Origin of the sequence: Streptosporangium sp. NPDC020072 (assembly GCF_040631445.1) — a bacterium.
Lineage (GTDB): Bacteria > Actinomycetota > Actinomycetes > Streptosporangiales > Streptosporangiaceae > Streptosporangium.
In genome coordinates this window covers 76,758-91,312 of the sequence record NZ_JBEYAB010000017.1, presented here as the reverse complement: position 1 = coordinate 91,312, position 14,555 = coordinate 76,758, and the positions used below count along the sequence as shown (strand labels likewise).

16 protein-coding genes are annotated in these 14,555 nt (G+C 71.0%); 4 read left to right on the top strand and 12 right to left on the bottom strand.

The features are described from left to right. Window positions 1-98 precede the first annotated feature (98 nt). Complete coding sequence (locus ABZ470_RS34590; protein WP_362916701.1) at window positions 99-1,064, top strand: endonuclease/exonuclease/phosphatase family protein; 966 nt, start codon at window positions 99-101, stop codon at window positions 1,062-1,064. On the opposite strand, the gene ABZ470_RS34585 is transcribed toward ABZ470_RS34590, so the two are convergent. From ABZ470_RS34585 to zwf, 5 genes are all read right to left on the bottom strand, one after another. After that, window positions 994-1,680 carry an AAA family ATPase gene (locus ABZ470_RS34585; protein WP_352009352.1) on the bottom strand — a complete coding sequence of 229 codons (687 nt, stop codon included), beginning with the start codon at window positions 1,678-1,680 and terminating at the stop codon, window positions 994-996. The genes ABZ470_RS34590 and ABZ470_RS34585 overlap by 71 nt on opposite strands. Window positions 1,681-1,854: 174 nt before the next feature. After that, window positions 1,855-2,466: a bifunctional 4-hydroxy-2-oxoglutarate aldolase/2-dehydro-3-deoxy-phosphogluconate aldolase gene (gene eda / locus ABZ470_RS34580; RefSeq protein ID WP_362916699.1), complete on the bottom strand. Its 612-nt coding sequence runs from the start codon at window positions 2,464-2,466 to the stop codon at window positions 1,855-1,857. Next, window positions 2,463-3,431 (bottom strand): glucokinase, encoded by a 969-nt coding sequence (locus tag ABZ470_RS34575; RefSeq protein WP_362916697.1) that lies wholly within the window; start codon window positions 3,429-3,431, stop codon window positions 2,463-2,465. Before ABZ470_RS34575 ends, eda begins: the two co-directional genes overlap by 4 nt. A 10-nt stretch (window positions 3,432-3,441) precedes the next feature. Continuing rightward, window positions 3,442-5,310: a phosphogluconate dehydratase gene (edd, locus tag ABZ470_RS34570; protein WP_352009355.1), complete on the bottom strand. Its 1,869-nt coding sequence runs from the start codon at window positions 5,308-5,310 to the stop codon at window positions 3,442-3,444. 38 nt (window positions 5,311-5,348) lie between these two features. After that, on the bottom strand, window positions 5,349-6,824 hold the full coding sequence (gene zwf / locus ABZ470_RS34565; RefSeq protein WP_352009356.1) for a glucose-6-phosphate dehydrogenase: 1,476 nt from the start codon (window positions 6,822-6,824) through the stop codon (window positions 5,349-5,351). A gap of 145 nt (window positions 6,825-6,969) precedes the next feature. Here zwf and ABZ470_RS34560 point away from each other — a divergent pair, with 145 nt between their 5' ends. Then, window positions 6,970-8,139 carry an ROK family transcriptional regulator gene (locus tag ABZ470_RS34560; RefSeq protein ID WP_352009357.1) on the top strand — a complete coding sequence of 390 codons (1,170 nt, stop codon included), beginning with the start codon at window positions 6,970-6,972 and terminating at the stop codon, window positions 8,137-8,139. A gap of 82 nt (window positions 8,140-8,221) precedes the next feature. Here ABZ470_RS34560 and ABZ470_RS34555 read toward each other — a convergent pair whose 3' ends face one another. From ABZ470_RS34555 to ABZ470_RS34540, 4 genes are all read right to left on the bottom strand, one after another. Beyond that, window positions 8,222-8,485: a hypothetical protein gene (locus ABZ470_RS34555; RefSeq protein WP_352009358.1), complete on the bottom strand. Its 264-nt coding sequence runs from the start codon at window positions 8,483-8,485 to the stop codon at window positions 8,222-8,224. A 46-nt stretch (window positions 8,486-8,531) separates the two neighbouring features. Next, window positions 8,532-8,897, bottom strand: coding sequence for a hypothetical protein (locus ABZ470_RS34550; RefSeq protein WP_362916695.1), 366 nt, complete (start codon window positions 8,895-8,897; stop codon window positions 8,532-8,534). 68 nt (window positions 8,898-8,965) lie between these two features. Beyond that, on the bottom strand, window positions 8,966-9,160 hold the full coding sequence (locus ABZ470_RS34545; protein ID WP_352009360.1) for a CsbD family protein: 195 nt from the start codon (window positions 9,158-9,160) through the stop codon (window positions 8,966-8,968). Between the two features lie 101 nt (window positions 9,161-9,261). Next, window positions 9,262-9,768, bottom strand: a complete 507-nt coding sequence (locus ABZ470_RS34540) for a GNAT family N-acetyltransferase (protein WP_352009361.1) — start codon at window positions 9,766-9,768, stop codon at window positions 9,262-9,264. 263 nt (window positions 9,769-10,031) lie between these two features. On the opposite strand from ABZ470_RS34540, the gene ABZ470_RS34535 reads away from it, so the two are divergent. Beyond that, on the top strand, window positions 10,032-10,610 hold the full coding sequence (locus ABZ470_RS34535) for an ATP-dependent Clp protease proteolytic subunit (protein WP_352009362.1): 579 nt from the start codon (window positions 10,032-10,034) through the stop codon (window positions 10,608-10,610). A 75-nt stretch (window positions 10,611-10,685) separates the two neighbouring features. Here the strand turns inward: ABZ470_RS34535 and ABZ470_RS34530 are convergent, their stop codons facing one another. Further along, window positions 10,686-11,408: a DUF2470 domain-containing protein gene (locus ABZ470_RS34530; RefSeq protein WP_352009363.1), complete on the bottom strand. Its 723-nt coding sequence runs from the start codon at window positions 11,406-11,408 to the stop codon at window positions 10,686-10,688. An 86-nt stretch (window positions 11,409-11,494) separates the two neighbouring features. Here ABZ470_RS34530 and rpsD point away from each other — a divergent pair, with 86 nt between their 5' ends. Next, entirely contained in the window at window positions 11,495-12,109 is a 615-nt protein-coding gene (gene rpsD / locus ABZ470_RS34525) for a 30S ribosomal protein S4 (RefSeq protein ID WP_352009364.1), read from the top strand. Window positions 12,110-12,137: 28 nt separating this feature from the next. On the opposite strand, the gene ABZ470_RS34520 is transcribed toward rpsD, so the two are convergent. Both ABZ470_RS34520 and ABZ470_RS34515 read right to left on the bottom strand, forming a co-directional pair. Continuing rightward, entirely contained in the window at window positions 12,138-12,959 is an 822-nt protein-coding gene (locus ABZ470_RS34520; RefSeq protein ID WP_352009365.1) for an ion transporter, read from the bottom strand. Between the two features lie 370 nt (window positions 12,960-13,329). Then, the gene (locus ABZ470_RS34515) at window positions 13,330-14,499 is read right to left on the bottom strand and encodes a right-handed parallel beta-helix repeat-containing protein (RefSeq protein WP_362916693.1); all 1,170 of its coding nucleotides are present in this window, start codon (window positions 14,497-14,499) and stop codon (window positions 13,330-13,332) included. Between the last annotated feature and the right edge of the window lie 56 nt (window positions 14,500-14,555).

Here is a 14,555-nt window from a genome sequence, read left to right as displayed (position 1 = left end):
TACGGCGGACCCGGGGCGTGGACCGTTCCGCGCGGCCCCGGATCCCACGGCGGGGCCGTACGCGCGGGCCCGGCCGTCGAAGGGATCTCTGGAACGTCATGGCGCAGCGGTTTCGGGGCGGGCTCGTCGCGGCCGCGGGCACACTGACCGCCCTCGTCCTCGCCGGGCACCGGCTGGTGCCGAACTGGCGGGGATGGGGCAACACGCTCGACAGCGCCCTGCCGTGGTTCGGTCTCGTGGTCCCGCTGCTGGCCGTGGCCGCTCTCGCCAGGAGGTCACGGCTCGCCACCGCGGGGGCGCTGGTGCCGGCCGTGACGTGGGGGGTGATGTTCGGGCCCGCGTTCGTGCCCGTCGTCCGGGCCGGGCAGCCGGACCTGCGCGTGGTCCACCAGAACGTCAACATGGCCAACCCCGACCTCGCCGGGACCGCGAGGGCCCTTCGCGCGGCGCGCCCCGACATCCTGGTGGCGGCCGAGCTCTACGACGACCCGGTCCTGATGAACGGGACGGTCGATCCCGCCTTCGCCGCGGAGATCGACCCCGACCTGCCCTACCGGTTCCCCGACAACCCCGGCATCGCGGTGTGGAGCAGATATCCCTTCGTGGGCAGGCCCAAGTCGGTGCCCGGGGTGCCGCGCTCCCGGTGGGCGACCATCCGTACCCCGCACGGCCGGGTCAACCTCTACGCCGTGCACCTGGCGTCCTTCCGCCCGGGGGAGCGGTGGGTGATCGCCGAGCGCAACGCCCAGGTCGAGGCGCTGGCCGCGGCGATCAGGGCCGATCCGAGCCCCCGGATCATCGTCGTCGGCGACCTCAACACCGCCTCGACCGACCGGGAGCTGCGAGCGCTCACCGAGACGCTCTCACCCGCGGCCGAGCGGGCGGGCTCCGGCCTGCAGTTCACCTGGCCGGCCACGCTGCCCCTGGTGCGTCTCGACCACGTGCTCACCCGGGGGTTGGAGGTGCTCGACAGCCGGGTGCTGCCCAGGTCGGTCAGCGACCACCGGCCGATCCTGGCCGACCTGCGTTTCCCCTCCGGGAGGGAGGCCGGCGCGGGCCGGTGAAGCGGATCGCGCCGACCCGGTCCGCCGCCGGCCTGTCCAGCAGGGTCACACCCGCGGCGGGCGGCAGGGGGCCGCGCCGGGCCCGGCCGACCAGGTCCCGCCAGCGGCGGCGGTGCCTGGCGAAGGTCGTCGCGGTGACCGTGCGCCCCCGGGCGCGCTGCCCGGCCCGCGCCGTCTCCGGGTCGACGTCGAGCAGCACGAGGTGGACCTCGCCGCCTGCCCTGCGGGCCAGCCAGGCGAAGCCGTGCAGAATGTGCGGCCAGGTGCCCCGGGTGTGCGCGACCACGTCGTGCCCGCCGAGCACCGCCCGTGCGATCCGCCACACATGTGTGGCATGCACGAGCGGAGTGCGGGCCCGATGTGGGACCGGCCCGAGATAGCGGGCCCACCAGTTGCGTGACTGCCGTGAGTCGATCACCCGGGTACCACCGGCGGCGACCGGCTCCCGTTCGTCGCCGCTGAGGCCGTACAGCCGGTCGAGCAGAGTGCTCTTGCCCGCGCCGGGGAGACCAGCGAGCAGGACCAGGGAACCCGGCGGATAGGTCAGGACCGTCGCGGCCCCTCCCCCGAGAGGAAAGGAGGGAGTGTCGCCGGTGGGGGAGGGGAGGGTGGGCATGGCGACTCCTCGAATGACGCGGTCATCCGAGGTCTCCTTCACCCGCGCAGTGCGGGCGGCCGCCCGGGGACGCCGTGGGACGTCCGTACTGACCGGGTCGGCTCTTGGGAAGTACTCCCCTCGCCCCTACAGGGTAAAGGAACGGTGCTCCCGGCTCCACCCCGTGAACGTCGCTCAGCGGAGAGCGGCGGCCTCCGCGGCCAGTCGCTCGATGCGGGAGTAGTCACCGGAGGCCAGCGCGTCCGCCGGGGTGAGCCAGCTGCCGCCGACACACCCGACGTTGGGCAGCGCGAGGTAGGTCGCGGCCGTCGCGGGCTTGATGCCGCCCGTCGGGCAGAACCGCACCTCCGCCAGCGGTCCGGCCAGCGCCTTCAGGTACGGCAGCCCGCCCGCGGCCTCGGCGGGGAAGAACTTCATCTCGGTCAGGCCGCGCTCGGCCAGCGCCAGAACCTCGGAGGCGGTCGCGACACCCGGCAGGAACGGCACGCCGCTGTCCCGCATGGCGTCCAGCAGCGAGGGTGTGGAGCCGGGGCTGACCAGGAACCGGGCACCGGCCTTGACGGCGGCGTCCACGTCCGCGCCGGTACGGATGGTCCCCGCGCCGATGACGGCCTCGGGCACCTCGGCGGCGATCCGCTTGACGGCCTCCAGCGCGCCCTCGGTGCGGAGGGTGACCTCGATCACGGGCAGGCCGCCCCGGACCAGGGCACGGGCCATGGGGACCGCGGTCTCCGGGTCGTCGATCACGACGACCGGGATCACCGGGGCGATGTCGAGCAGACTCATCGATACTCCATGTTGGACAGGCGCTGGCTCAGCCACGCCGCCGCGCCGACGAGCGCGGGCTGGGGCGCCACGATCAGGTTCGTGGCGATGCCGGAAAGGTAGTCGTTCAGCATGGGGGTGCTCTCGAACCGGCGGCGGAAGCCGCTGGAGAGAACCCGTCCCACCATACGGGGCAGCACGCCACCGCCGAGATAGACGCCGCCCCTGGCGCCCAGGGTGAGCGCCACGTTCCCGGCGAAGGTGCCGAGCATGCAGCAGAACACCTCGACGGTCTCCGCGCACAGCGAGTCGTCCATCCTGGCCACGATGTCGGCGGCGGTCAGGCGCGGCGCGTCGGTCCCGCGCACCAGTGCCAGGGCACGGTGCAGCCGGGTCAGGCCGGGGCCGGACAGCAGGTGCTCGGCGATCACGTGTTCGAGCCCCTCGGAGCGCAGCGCGCGGACGATCTCGTGGTCGCGCTCGTCGAGGATCGGCACGGTGACGTGGCCGCCCTCGCTGGGGATCGGCACCCAGCCCCCGGCCGCGGGCGCCAGACCCCCGACGCCGAGGCCCGTTCCCGGCCCGAGCACGGCCTTGATGCCGTGCGAGGGCGCGGGGCCGCCGAGCGAGACCAGATCCTCCCCGCCCAGATGGGGCAGGGAGGCGGCCAGGGCCTCGAAGTCGTTGAGCAGTTCGGCGTTGGGGATGCCGAGGGCGTGTACGGAGCCCGACCAGCCCGCGTTCGTGAGCCGGTAACGGTCTCCCTCGACGGGACCCGCGATCGCGATACAGGCCGCTCCCGGCTGAACTCCGCCCGCGTGTTCCGCGAGATAGGCGGCTACGGCTTCGGGAAGCCCTTCGTGATCGGCGCCGGCCAGCACGGCCACCGCCTCGGGGGCGCCGCCCGGCTCGGTGACCAGGCCGAAACGGGCGTTGGTTCCCCCGACGTCGGCGACAAGCCAGGGGAGCCAGGGCAGGCTCACCATCGCGCGTTCCTCATGCCCCGGCCTCAAGGCTCTCCGCGTGGCCGTTCAGGGCGAAGATCCCGGCGCCGCGTTCGGCGGGGCCCGCCGTACGGCGGAAGGCGGCGAACAGCTCACGTCCCGTGCCGACCCACCGGGCGTCGGTGAGCGGGGCGCCCTGCGGGGTGCGGGCCGCCAGCTCCTCGGCCGGGACGAGCAGCTCAAGGGTGCCTGCCGTCGAGTCGAGACGGATCGGGTCGCCGTCCCTGACCAGTGCGATCGGCCCGCCGTGCGCGGCCTCGGGCGACAGGTGGATGGCCGCGGGAACCTTGCCGGAGGCCCCGGACATGCGGCCGTCGGTGACGATCGCCACCCGCTGCCCCCGGTCGAGCAGCACCGCCAGCGGCGGGGTGAGCTTGTGCAGTTCGGGCATGCCGTTGGCGCTGGGTCCCTGGTAGCGGATGACGGCGACGAAGTCCTGGCCGTCGAGCTCGCCCGCCTCGAAGGCGCGCAGCAGTTCGAGCTGGTCGTCGAAGACCTTCGCCGGGGCCTCGACGACCAGGTGCTCCGGCTTGACCGCGGAGACCTTGCTGACCGCGCGGCCCAGGTTGCCGTCGAGCATGTGGATGCCGCCGTCGGGGGAGAAGGCCTCGGAGACGGGACGCAGCACGTCGGGGTCGGTGCTGCCCTCGGTGCGCTCCTCCCACAGCAGCTCGCCGTCCGCGCCGTCCTTGAGGACGGGGGCCGAGCGGTAGTGGTCGAGGCCGTGTCCGGCGACGGTCAGCACGTCGGCGTGGAGCAGCCCGGCGTCGAGCAGGTCGCCGATGAGCACCTGCATGCCGCCCGCGGCCTGGAAGTGGTTCACGTCGGCCTGGCCGTTGGGGTACATGCGGGTCAGCAGCGGCACCACCTTCGACAACGCGGCCAGGTCGTCCCAGAGCAGTTCGATGCCCGCTGCGGCGGCGATGGCCACCAGGTGCATCGTGTGGTTGGTCGAGCCGCCGGTGGCCAGCAGCGCCACACAGGCGTTGACGATCGCCTTCTCGTCGACGACCCGCCCCACGGGGGTGTACTCCTCGCCGTGCACGGTGATCTCGACCGCCCGCCTGCCCGCGGCCTTCGTCAGGGCCTCACGCAGCTCGGTGCGCGGGTTGACGAACGTCGAGCCCGGCAGGTGCAGGCCCATGACCTCGATCATGACCTGGTTGGAGTTGGCGGTGCCGTAGAAGGTGCAGGTGCCGGGCGAGTGGTAGGAGCGCGACTCGGCGTCGAGCAGTTCCTCCCTGCCGACCTTGCCCTCGGCGAAGAGCTGCCGGGTGCGTGCCTTGACCTTGTTGGGCAGGCCCGAGGTCATTGGGCCCGCGGGCACGAACACCGCGGGCAGGTGGCCGAAGTGCAGCGCGCCGATCAGCAGGCCCGGCACGATCTTGTCGCAGACGCCCAGCATGAGACCGGCGTCGAACATGTCGTGCGAGAGCGCGATCGCGGTGGACATCGCGATGACCTCGCGGCTGTAGAGCGACAGCTCCATTCCCGCGCGGCCCTGGGTGATGCCGTCGCACATGGCGGGCACGCCGCCGGCGAACTGCGCGACGCCGCCCGCCGCGCGCACGGCCGCCTTGAGGATCGGCGGATAGGTCTCGTACGGCTGGTGCGCCGACAGCATGTCGTTGTAGCTCGACACGATCGCGACGCCGGGCTTGACGTTGGCCATCAGGTCCGGCTTGTCCCTGCCGGCGGCGGCGAAGCCGTGGGCCAGGTTGGCGCAGCCGAGATGTCCGCGCGCGGGCCCGCGCTCGCGGGCCGTCCTCGCCTCGGCGTCGAGCCGGGCGAGGTAGGCGCCACGGCTGGCGCGGCTGCGCTCGGCCAGGCGGTCGGTGATCTCCTGGATGGCGGGGTTCATCCGGCCTCCTCGTCGGTCGTCGTGGTCTGCGGGCTCGTTCACTCCGAGGCCTCCTCGTGCCAGGTACGGCCGCTGCGGCCGAGGAGCTCGTGGGCTCCTGCGGGACCCGAGGTGCCCGCGGGGTACGGCTCGGGCAGGGTGCCGTGCGCCTCCCACTCGCCGAGGATCGGGTCGATCCACCGCCAGGCGGCCTCGACCTCGTCACGCCGCATGAACAGGGTGGGGTTGCCGGTCAGGACGTCCATGAGCAGCCGCTCGTAGGCCTCGGGCACCCGGGTGGTGAAGGTCTCGGCGAAGCTCAGGCTGAGCGGAACCGGCTTGAGGGCGACCTCGCCGGCGCCCGGCTCCTTGGCCATGATGTGCAGCTGGATGCCCTCGCTGGGCTGCAGCCGCAGCACCAGCCGGTTGGGCGCGCTGCCGGGGAAGATCGAGTGGGGCACGTCCTTGAACTGCACCACGATCTCCGAGTACCGGTGGGGCATGCGCTTGCCCGTGCGCAGGTAGAAGGGGACGCCCGCCCAGCGCCAGTTCTTCACCTCGGCGCGGATCGCGGCGAAGGTCTCCACCCGGCGCGAGGTCTCGGTCGGCGCGGTGCCGTCCGGCTCGTCGAGGTATCCGGGGACCTGCTCGCCGCCGGACTCGCCCGCGGTGTACTGGCCGCGGACGGTGAACCGGTCGACCTCGCCGCCGACGATGGGCCGCAGCGCCTGCAGGACCTTGACCTTCTCGTCGCGGATGGCCTCGCGGTCGTTGCGCGAGGGGGGCTCCATCGCGACCAGGCACAGGAGCTGGAGCAGGTGGTTCTGCACCATGTCACGCAGCGCGCCCGCGTGGTCGTAGTAGCCGCGCCTGCCGGGGGTGCCGACGGTCTCCGAGGCGGTGATCTGGACGTGGTCGATCCACAGGGAGTTCCAGATCGGCTCAAGGAAGGCGTTGGCGAAGCGGAGCACGAGCAGGTTCTGCACGGTCTCCTTGCCCAGGTAGTGGTCGATGCGGTGGATCTGGCGCTCGTCGAAGATGGCGCCGACCTCGTCGTTGATGCGCCGCGCGCTGGCCAGGTCGCGGCCGAGCGGCTTTTCGAGCACCACCCGGGAGGCGGGGGTGACCAGCCCCACACGTTCGAGCTGCCTGCAGAAGGGGCCGAACGTCATGGGCGGGCTGGCCAGGTAGAACACCCGGGTCCGCTGCTCGTGCCCGGCGAGCATGGCGCCGAGCCGCTCCCAGCCGGCCGTGTCCTCGCCGCCGATGTCGACCGAGACGTGGTGCAGCCTGCCGAGGAAACGCTCCCAGACGTTCAGGTCGTCGATCGGTACCGCGCCGCGGACCTGGGCGTCCACCTTGCCGCGGAAGTCGGCGTCGTCGAGTCCGCCCCGGGACATCGCGATGATGCGGGTCTCGGGGGAGAGACGGCCGTCACGGTCGCAGTGGTACAGCGCGGGGAGAAGTTTCCGCATGGAGAGGTCGCCTGTACCGCCGAAGACGATCAGGTCGGCGGACTGCGGGAGCTCGGACATGGGGAGTACTCCGTGGTGATCTACCGGAATTAGGGATAGATCGGACACTATCCGGATCTTGCGCTCTACACAAGCGGAGTTTTGTCATCTTAGATGAGAAAGTTTGAACTTTTCATTTCCTAAGCGGGTGTGGTTCACTTAGCGGATGCCTCGTCGTCCCGCTGCCGCGCTCGCCACCAGCGGTGAGGTTCTGCGCCTCATTCGCACCGGTGAGGCGATCACGCGCGCGGACATCGGCCGGGTCACCGGCCTGTCCCGGCCCGCCGTCTCGCTTCGGGTCACCGAGCTGCTGGACCGCCGCCTCGTCATCGAGGACAGCGACGGTCCCTCCACCGGAGGCCGCCCGCCGACCCGCCTGGTCTTCAACGCCTCGGGCGGCGTCGTGCTGGTCGGCTCCCTCGGGGCGAGCAAGACACAGATCGCCGTGTGCGACCTCGCGGGCGGAGAGCTGGCCCGCGCCGACCTCGCCATCGACGTCGAGGAGGGGCCGGACGTCGTCCTCCCCCTGGTCATGCGGACCTGGGGCGAACTGCTCGGCGACCGGCCCGTCTCCCAGGTGCGCGGGGTCGGCCTCGGGGTGCCCGCGACGGTCGAGTTCGCGGCGGGCCGTACCGAGAGCGCCCGCATCATGGCGAGCTGGACCGGTGTCACGATCCCGCCGATCATCGCGGACCGTTTCCCCGCCCCGGTCTTCCTCGACAACGACGTCAACGTCATCGCGATCGGCGAGCACCGGGCCGTCTACGCTGGGCAGGCCGACGACCTGCTGTTCATCAAGGTCTCGACCCGGATCGGCTCCGGCATCATCGCGGGCGGCGAGATCCTGCGCGGCGCGCTCGGCGCCGCCGGGGAGATCGGGCACATCCCGGTCCGCGACGGCGGCGGGGTGCTCTGCCGGTGCGGCAACGTCGACTGCGTCGACTCCGTCGCCAGCGGCACCGCGATCCTGCGTGACCTGCGCGCCAGGGGCCACGAGGTGAGAACCCTTGCGGACGTGGTGAGCCTGGTGCGGGCGGGCGACGCCGAGACCATGACCGTCGTCCGCAACGCGGCCAGGATGCTCGGCGAGGTCGTCGCCACCGCCGTCAACCTGCTCAACCCCGCCGTGGTCGTGCTGGGCGGGGACGTGGCCGAGACCTTCCAGCCGCTGCTCGCCGGGGTGCGCGAGGTCGTCCACCGGCGCTCGACGGCCCTGTCGACCCGTAACCTGCGGATCGAGCGGAGCAGACTCGGTCCCGGCGCGGGCATCGTCGGCTGCGCGCACATGGTCCTGGACCACATCCTGTCGCCCGAGGCCGTGGACGCCCCCTCCTGAGGGCCGGTACCCGGCCGCGCCCACGGGGAGCCTGTACTCCCGAGGGCCGTGCCTGCGGGCGGCGGTCCTCCAGGAAGGGCGCTCAGCCCGCCTCGGTCGTCGTGCCCTTCCTGGCGTGCGACTGGCGTCGGACCGCCAGGGCGATGTCGACGACCGCGACGACGACCGCCAGCGCCATCACCACGGTCAGCCAGGTCAGACCCGCCACGAAGCCGAGCACACCGATGCCGACGGCCGCGATCAACGCGAACGAGCCGAGCCTGATGTGGACCACGTCGCGGGGTGTCGCGCCGACCATGGGCTTGCCGTCCGCGGACATCCGCTCCGGCTGTTCCTCGGGTGTCATCGTCTCCTCCTTCGGGCGGGGTTCTCCGGCGGGTGTGGCCCCGCGCTCAGTCCTCCCAGGGCGGTGTCTCGTGCATCTTGGAGTAGTACCTGGCCAGATGGGACTTGATCGGCCCGACGTCGCCACCGGGGACGTCGACCCCGCCTCTGGCCCCTTCGACGACGCCCGCGGCGGCGTGCAGCGCGCGCGGGACGGCCTTGAGCTCACCGTCGATCACGTCGGCGAAGGGCAGTTTGTAGCTTCCGAACTCGTCGGGCTCGCCGCCGTCGTACCAGAGGTGGGCCTCGCGGTACTTGGCGTTCGGCCTGTGCTGTGCCCCCGCCCAGGCGCGTACGCGTCTCTCGGCGGCCTCCTTGTTCCAGCGTCGCCTGGAGTCGGCCAGCGGCAGGTCATGGAACCGCGTCACCGTCATACCGGTCCCCCTTCCTCGCGGACCTCGGGTCTCGCCGGGCCTCGTACGGCACGGCGAGACCGGTGGAATCAGTCCTTGAAGGCGTCCTTGACCTTCTCGGCGCCGTCCTTCAGCTTCTCGCCCGCCTGCTTGAGGTGGCTCTTGCTCTGGTCGGCGCGACCTTCGGCCTCAAGCCGTTCGTCGTCGGTGAGGCGCCCGGCGCCCTCCTTGACCTTGCCCCCGAGTTCCTCGGCCTTGTTGGAGACCTTGTCTTCCGCACCCATGAGTGATTCATCCCCTTACATCCTCTATGTGGAGTTTCCCCGCACAGGGATATCCAGTGTCCGAGGACGAGGGAGATAAACATGGGCCTGCGGGAAAGGGGCTACGCGGGGGTGATGAGCCGTTCCATGGAGAGCATGCGGAAGGAGCGGTGGTCCTCGCGCTCGACCTCGGTGTAGCCGAGACGGCGGTAGAGGCCGATGACCTGGTGTCGCTGGGGCATGACGTCGAGGACCAGCCGGGCGAAACCCCGCTGCTCGGCATGTCTGTGCGCGTGCTCCATCAGCAGTTTGCCCGTCCCGCCACGGTGGCCGGGACGCGCGTAGAGACGGCTCACCTGGACGGCGTCCGTCCCGGGGAGGGGCTTGAGACCCACGCCGCCGATCGGCCTGTCGTCGTGGCAGGCGACGAGGAACACGCCGGGGTCGCGGTAGACGGACCCGGGGTCGCGGCATTCGTTCTGCATGCGGGCGGGCAGCTCGTCGAGGGAGACCGGGACAGGGAGACCGAGCTCCGCCTGGGTCGCTCCCATGTACTCGAAGATCAACGCTCCGACGTCCGCCCAGCGGTTCGTGGTGTGGGCGTCCAGGACACGGATGGGGGAGTTCATGACACGCTCCGACGGTCGCGCTCCGGGCGGGTTCGCCCGCCCCGGCGTTCGGGTGAGATCGGTCGCATCCCCATATCTTGAACGATGCCTTGATCCTTTGATGAGGCAGGGGTGGAGGTTTGTCTGTCACCCATGGGAGCCGCTCCCAGGTGCGCTGTGAGCGGAAAGCGCTCACAGCGAACGGCGCGGGAACGCCGGCCAGGGAGCGTTATGGTCGCGATGAATCGTCATTCGTAAATTCAGCTCCGGGGTGGGTGAAAGAGATGACCAATTCGCGGCCCGTCGCCGAGGATCAGCTCTACCAGCGGCTTTTGCGTAAACGGATCGTCGTCCTCGGCACGGAGGTGAACGACGAGGTGGCCAACAGGATCTGCGCCGAGCTGCTCCTGCTGTCCGCGGACGACGACCGGCGTGACATCTGGCTCTACATCAACTCGCCGGGCGGCTCTGTCTCGGCGGGCATGGCCATCTACGACGTCATGCAGTACATCCCCAACGACGTCGCCACGGTCGCGATGGGCATCGCGGGCTCCATGGGGCAGTTCCTGCTGTGCGCGGGGGCGCCGGGCAAGCGTTACGTGCTGCCGCACGCCAGGATCATCATGCACCAGCCCTCGGGAGGCCTGGGCGGCACCGCCACCGACATCGCCATTCAGGCCGAGCAGATGCTGTACACAAAGCAGCTCATGCGTGAGCGGATCGCCTTCCACACCGGCCAGACGCTGGAACAGATCGAGGAGGACTGGGACCGCGACCGCTGGTTCACCGCGACCGAGGCCAGGGACTACGGGCTCGTCGACGAGGTCATCCGTACCACCAGGGAGGTCGTCCCCGAGAGCTGAGACAACCCCTCTCCCCGCGCGTCCCGTGAACGGACAGGGGCGCGGCCGGGGAGAACGGGAGCAGGGCCGGGCGTGTCAGCGGTGACAGAGCAGGCAGCGCAGGGCGCGCTCAAGGGACCCGGCGTCGGAGACGGGGACGGGCCAGGGCAGACGGATCAGCGTCGGCTCGTCGACGCCTGAGCGGACGGTCGCGCCGAACCTGTCGAGCTCCCAGAGCCATACGTCGGGGACGGGCCCGTCGAGCAGGCAGGCCAGCGCCGTCTCAAGCTGGTCGCGGTGTGTGCCGTTGACATGGCCGAGCAGGCGTTCGGCGACGTCCATCAGGGGGTCGGGGCGGGCGCCGAGATACTCCTCACCGTCGAGCACCCCCGACTCCGGGCCGGTGAGATAGATCACCTGGCCGACGTCGATCCGCAGCAGCCGGGGGCCACGGCCCTCAAGAGCCTCGAACAGCGCCTCGTCGGGGCAGCGTTCGGCGATCGCGATTGCGGCCTGCCGCGCCTCCCCATCGGGTACGGCCTGCGCCCACCCCTGCACCTTGAGCAGGCCGCGCGAGGCCTGGACGGCTCCGAGACTGCGGCTGGCCGTCAGGTCGACGGTCACCACGGGTTCGTCGAGCGCGTCGTGGAGCGGATCTCCCGGCATGACCAGCAGCACCGGGCGGCCCCGGTCGTCGACGCCTCCCCTGGCGGGCGAGGCGGGCAGGCGGGTCCCGGTCAGGGACACGTGGGTCGGGACGGCCGTGGCGGCGAGGGTGCGGACCCGTTCGGGGATCGGGGGAGCGGTGACGGGCTGCATGAACAGGCTCTCCTTGAGATCGGGGGATCCTTGACCTAAGGTAAGGCTTACCTCACTAAGGCAAACCTAATCACAGAGGAGTGACCGTGCGCTACACCGGGCCCAAGGTGCGGCTGTCCCGCAGGGCGGGCGTCCCGCTGACCCGCAAGGCCGTGCGCTACTTCGAGGAGCGGCCGTACCCTCCGGGCGAGCACGGGCGCAAGACGAACAGGCGGCAGACCGGTGACTACGGCCTGCGGCTGATGGAGAAGCAGAAGCTGCGCTGGTACTACGACGTCTCCGAGCGGCAGATGCGCCGCTACTGGGACATGGCGCTGCGTGGCACCGGCCGTTCGGGAGCCGAGCTGGTCGTGCTGCTGGAGAGCCGTCTGGCCTCCCTGGTCCTGCGGGCGGGTCTCGCCCCGTCGATCTACGCGGCCCGTCAGTACATCTCCCACGGCCACATCACCGTGGACGGCCGCAAGGTCGACATCCCCAGCTACCTGGTCAAGCCCGGCCAGGTCATCGCGGTCCGTCAGAGGTCCAGGACGATGCAGCCGTTCGTCGCGGCTGCGGAGGGCGTCTACGCCGACGACCGGATCGCCGCCTACCTCGACGTCAGCCACACCGACCTGAGGTTCACCCTCGTCGGCCGCCCGCTGCGCGAGCAGATCGTGATCCCGGTCGACGAGCAGCTCGTCGTGGAGTTCTACTCCCGCTGACGGCTCACCGCTGGCGCCCGCCCACCGGTCAGCGGCCGGCGGGCGTCACCGGGACCCGGTCCCGCAACTCGCGGATCTCCGCCCTGAGCGCGGTCAGCTCCGCGAGCACCGCCTCGTTCGTCTCCCTGACCGTCAGGGCCTCCTGGGCCGCGGCCTCGGCCGACTGCTCGGCGTGCTCGTCCTCCATGGCCCTGACCACGACGGCGATGAAGAGGTTCAGCACCACGAAGGTGCACACCAGCATGAAGGCCACGAAGAAGATCCAGGCCGCCGGGTGCTCGTCCATGACCTCCCGGGTGATGTCCGACCATCCGTCCCCGGTCATCATCTGGAACAGGGTGAACAGCGAGGTCGGCAGGTCCCCGAAGTAGTCCGGCGCGGTGTCGTGATAGAGCTTGGCGCCCATCACCGCCGCCACGTAGAGCACCAGGCCGAGCAGCAGCACGATCGACGTCATCCCGGGCACCGCGTTGAGCAGCGCCGTCACCACCCTGCGCAGACTCGGCACGACCGAGATCAGGCGCAGCGCCCGCAGGATGCGCAACGCCCGCAACACCGAGAGGCCACTGGCGACGGGCAACAGGGAGATCGTCACGATCGAGGTGTCGAACAGGTTCCACGGGTCGGCGAAGAACCGGCCCCGGTAGACGTAGACCTTGGCAAGCAACTCGGCGACGAAGACGTAGAGCGCGGCGTGGTCGATGACGGTCAGGGCCGTGCCGTACCGCTCGACCGCCACCTCGGAGGTCTCCAGTCCCAGGGTCGCGGCGTTGACCAGGATGATCGCGATGACGGCCTGCTGGAAGCGCGGAGCCTCCAGAACGGCGCGGGCACGCTCGCGCAGCGGCACGAATGACTCCCCGTGGGTCGTTGGCCGGGTGAACTGAGGGAAGATCATATCGCTCGGGGATCATCCGCCCCGCCCGGAAGTCGGCCTCCTCAGGCCAGGGACCGGCCCGTCCCGCCGCAGGGGGGTCGTTCGCCCGCTCCCGCATCCGGGACGCGCGCCGAGGCCGGGGCGGCGCGGGCCGCCCCGAGCACGGTCGCCGCAGGCGCGGCGGCGACGGTCACGCGTGCCGTCTTCGGCGATCGGTTCCACCGAACCTGCCCACACCGCTTTTCCTGAAATTTGGTGATAAATCCGACAGTGTGGACTCGGCGCGCACGGAGGTCGGCGGGCCGAGAGGACGGCGGATGGAACGGAACGCGGGAACGCGTGGTCAGAGGCAGGTCAGGTCGGGGTTGGGCACCGGCCCGCAGGGGCCCTTGTTGCCGCCGCCGTCGACGACCTGACCCGCGGGAGCCCAGATGAGGTAGCCGCCGTTGAACCTGCCGACGTTGCCGGACAGGTTGATCCGGGACTCGGGGACGGTGCGGACGTGGACGCCACCCGCGACCGGGTTGCCGTCACGATCCTTGACCCCGCTGGGCCGCAGGCCGTTGCCGGTGAACACGTTGCCGGAGATCCACTCCGAGTTCGCGCGCCTGATGCCGTTGTCGACGAGGACGCCCGCGGTGCGGTTGGAGGTGAACCGGTTGCCCTTGATGGTGAAACCGGTGACGTCATCGGCCTCGAAGCCGATGTCGTTGTTCCTGATGTCGTTGTCCTGGATCGTGTTGGTGACGTTCGGCGACTGCGGCATGGCCGTGTAGAAGGCGCTTTCCGCGTTCTTCAGGACGTTGCCGGTGAACACGTTCTCGCGGGACATGTCGTAGAGGAGCACGGTGAAGTCGTCGAAGACGTTGTTCTCGTAGCGCCCCCTGCTGGACTGCTCAAGCCGCAGGGAGCCGGAGGTCAGTCTGCTCGCGCGCACGGTGCCCGTCGACTGGCGCAGATACAGCTGGTCGCGCGCCTCGCAGCCGTCGAGCGTCACCCAGGAGTCCTGGGCCCTGATCCCGTTGACCGTGCAGCCGCCGGAACCCTGACCGAGGACGGCGGAGGCGTTGGTCAGCTTCGTCTGCGCCCCGAGCCGGACTCCCGAGACCGTCAGCGGGATCGGCGAGATCAGCTGGGAACCGGCGGCGGTGAGCGACTGGGAGCCGGTGAGCGTGCCGTTGACCAGCGTCGTGCCCCTGCGGTCGGGGATCTGGACGGCGGGCGCCCCGCTGACGGTGTGGCCCGCGAGGTCGACGGTGACGTTGTCCGCGCCGATGGTCAGCCCGGTGCCCTGGCACACCAGGTCGGCGGTCAGGACGAGGTTCGCCGTCACCACGTCACCGCACTGCGCGGCCGCAGCCGTGGCGGGGGCGGGGGCGGGGGCGGGGGCGGGCAGGGCCACTCCGGGTCCGGCCGTGGCCAGGACGGCGGACAGGGCCCCGACGAGTACGGCGGCCGTGCGAACCGCCCCCGGTAATCGTGCCGGGCCGTAATCGCTCTTCCTCTCGGGCATTTCCCCTCCATGGTCACGGTGAATGATTTCCCCGGCGCCGGGATAAGGGGGCCGGC

What these genes read in the sequence shown, in the direction of transcription:
- ABZ470_RS34535 (WP_352009362.1), top strand. Translation starts at nt 10,032, where the DNA reads ATGACCAATTCGCGGCCCGTCGCCGAGGATCAGCTCTACCAGCGGCTT.
- ABZ470_RS34585 (WP_352009352.1), bottom strand. Translation starts at nt 1,680, where the DNA reads ATGCCCACCCTCCCCTCCCCCACCGGCGACACTCCCTCCTTTCCTCTC.
- ABZ470_RS34550 (WP_362916695.1), bottom strand. Translation starts at nt 8,897, where the DNA reads ATGACGGTGACGCGGTTCCATGACCTGCCGCTGGCCGACTCCAGGCGA.
- ABZ470_RS34590 (WP_362916701.1), top strand. Translation starts at nt 99, where the DNA reads ATGGCGCAGCGGTTTCGGGGCGGGCTCGTCGCGGCCGCGGGCACACTG.
- ABZ470_RS34545 (WP_352009360.1), bottom strand. Translation starts at nt 9,160, where the DNA reads ATGGGTGCGGAAGACAAGGTCTCCAACAAGGCCGAGGAACTCGGGGGC.
- ABZ470_RS34575 (WP_362916697.1), bottom strand. Translation starts at nt 3,431, where the DNA reads ATGGTGAGCCTGCCCTGGCTCCCCTGGCTTGTCGCCGACGTCGGGGGA.
- ABZ470_RS34540 (WP_352009361.1), bottom strand. Translation starts at nt 9,768, where the DNA reads ATGAACTCCCCCATCCGTGTCCTGGACGCCCACACCACGAACCGCTGG.
- ABZ470_RS34530 (WP_352009363.1), bottom strand. Translation starts at nt 11,408, where the DNA reads ATGCAGCCCGTCACCGCTCCCCCGATCCCCGAACGGGTCCGCACCCTC.
- ABZ470_RS34555 (WP_352009358.1), bottom strand. Translation starts at nt 8,485, where the DNA reads ATGACACCCGAGGAACAGCCGGAGCGGATGTCCGCGGACGGCAAGCCC.
- zwf (WP_352009356.1), bottom strand. Translation starts at nt 6,824, where the DNA reads ATGTCCGAGCTCCCGCAGTCCGCCGACCTGATCGTCTTCGGCGGTACA.
- edd (WP_352009355.1), bottom strand. Translation starts at nt 5,310, where the DNA reads ATGAACCCCGCCATCCAGGAGATCACCGACCGCCTGGCCGAGCGCAGC.
- eda (WP_362916699.1), bottom strand. Translation starts at nt 2,466, where the DNA reads ATGAGTCTGCTCGACATCGCCCCGGTGATCCCGGTCGTCGTGATCGAC.
- ABZ470_RS34560 (WP_352009357.1), top strand. Translation starts at nt 6,970, where the DNA reads ATGCCTCGTCGTCCCGCTGCCGCGCTCGCCACCAGCGGTGAGGTTCTG.
- ABZ470_RS34515 (WP_362916693.1), bottom strand. Translation starts at nt 14,499, where the DNA reads ATGCCCGAGAGGAAGAGCGATTACGGCCCGGCACGATTACCGGGGGCG.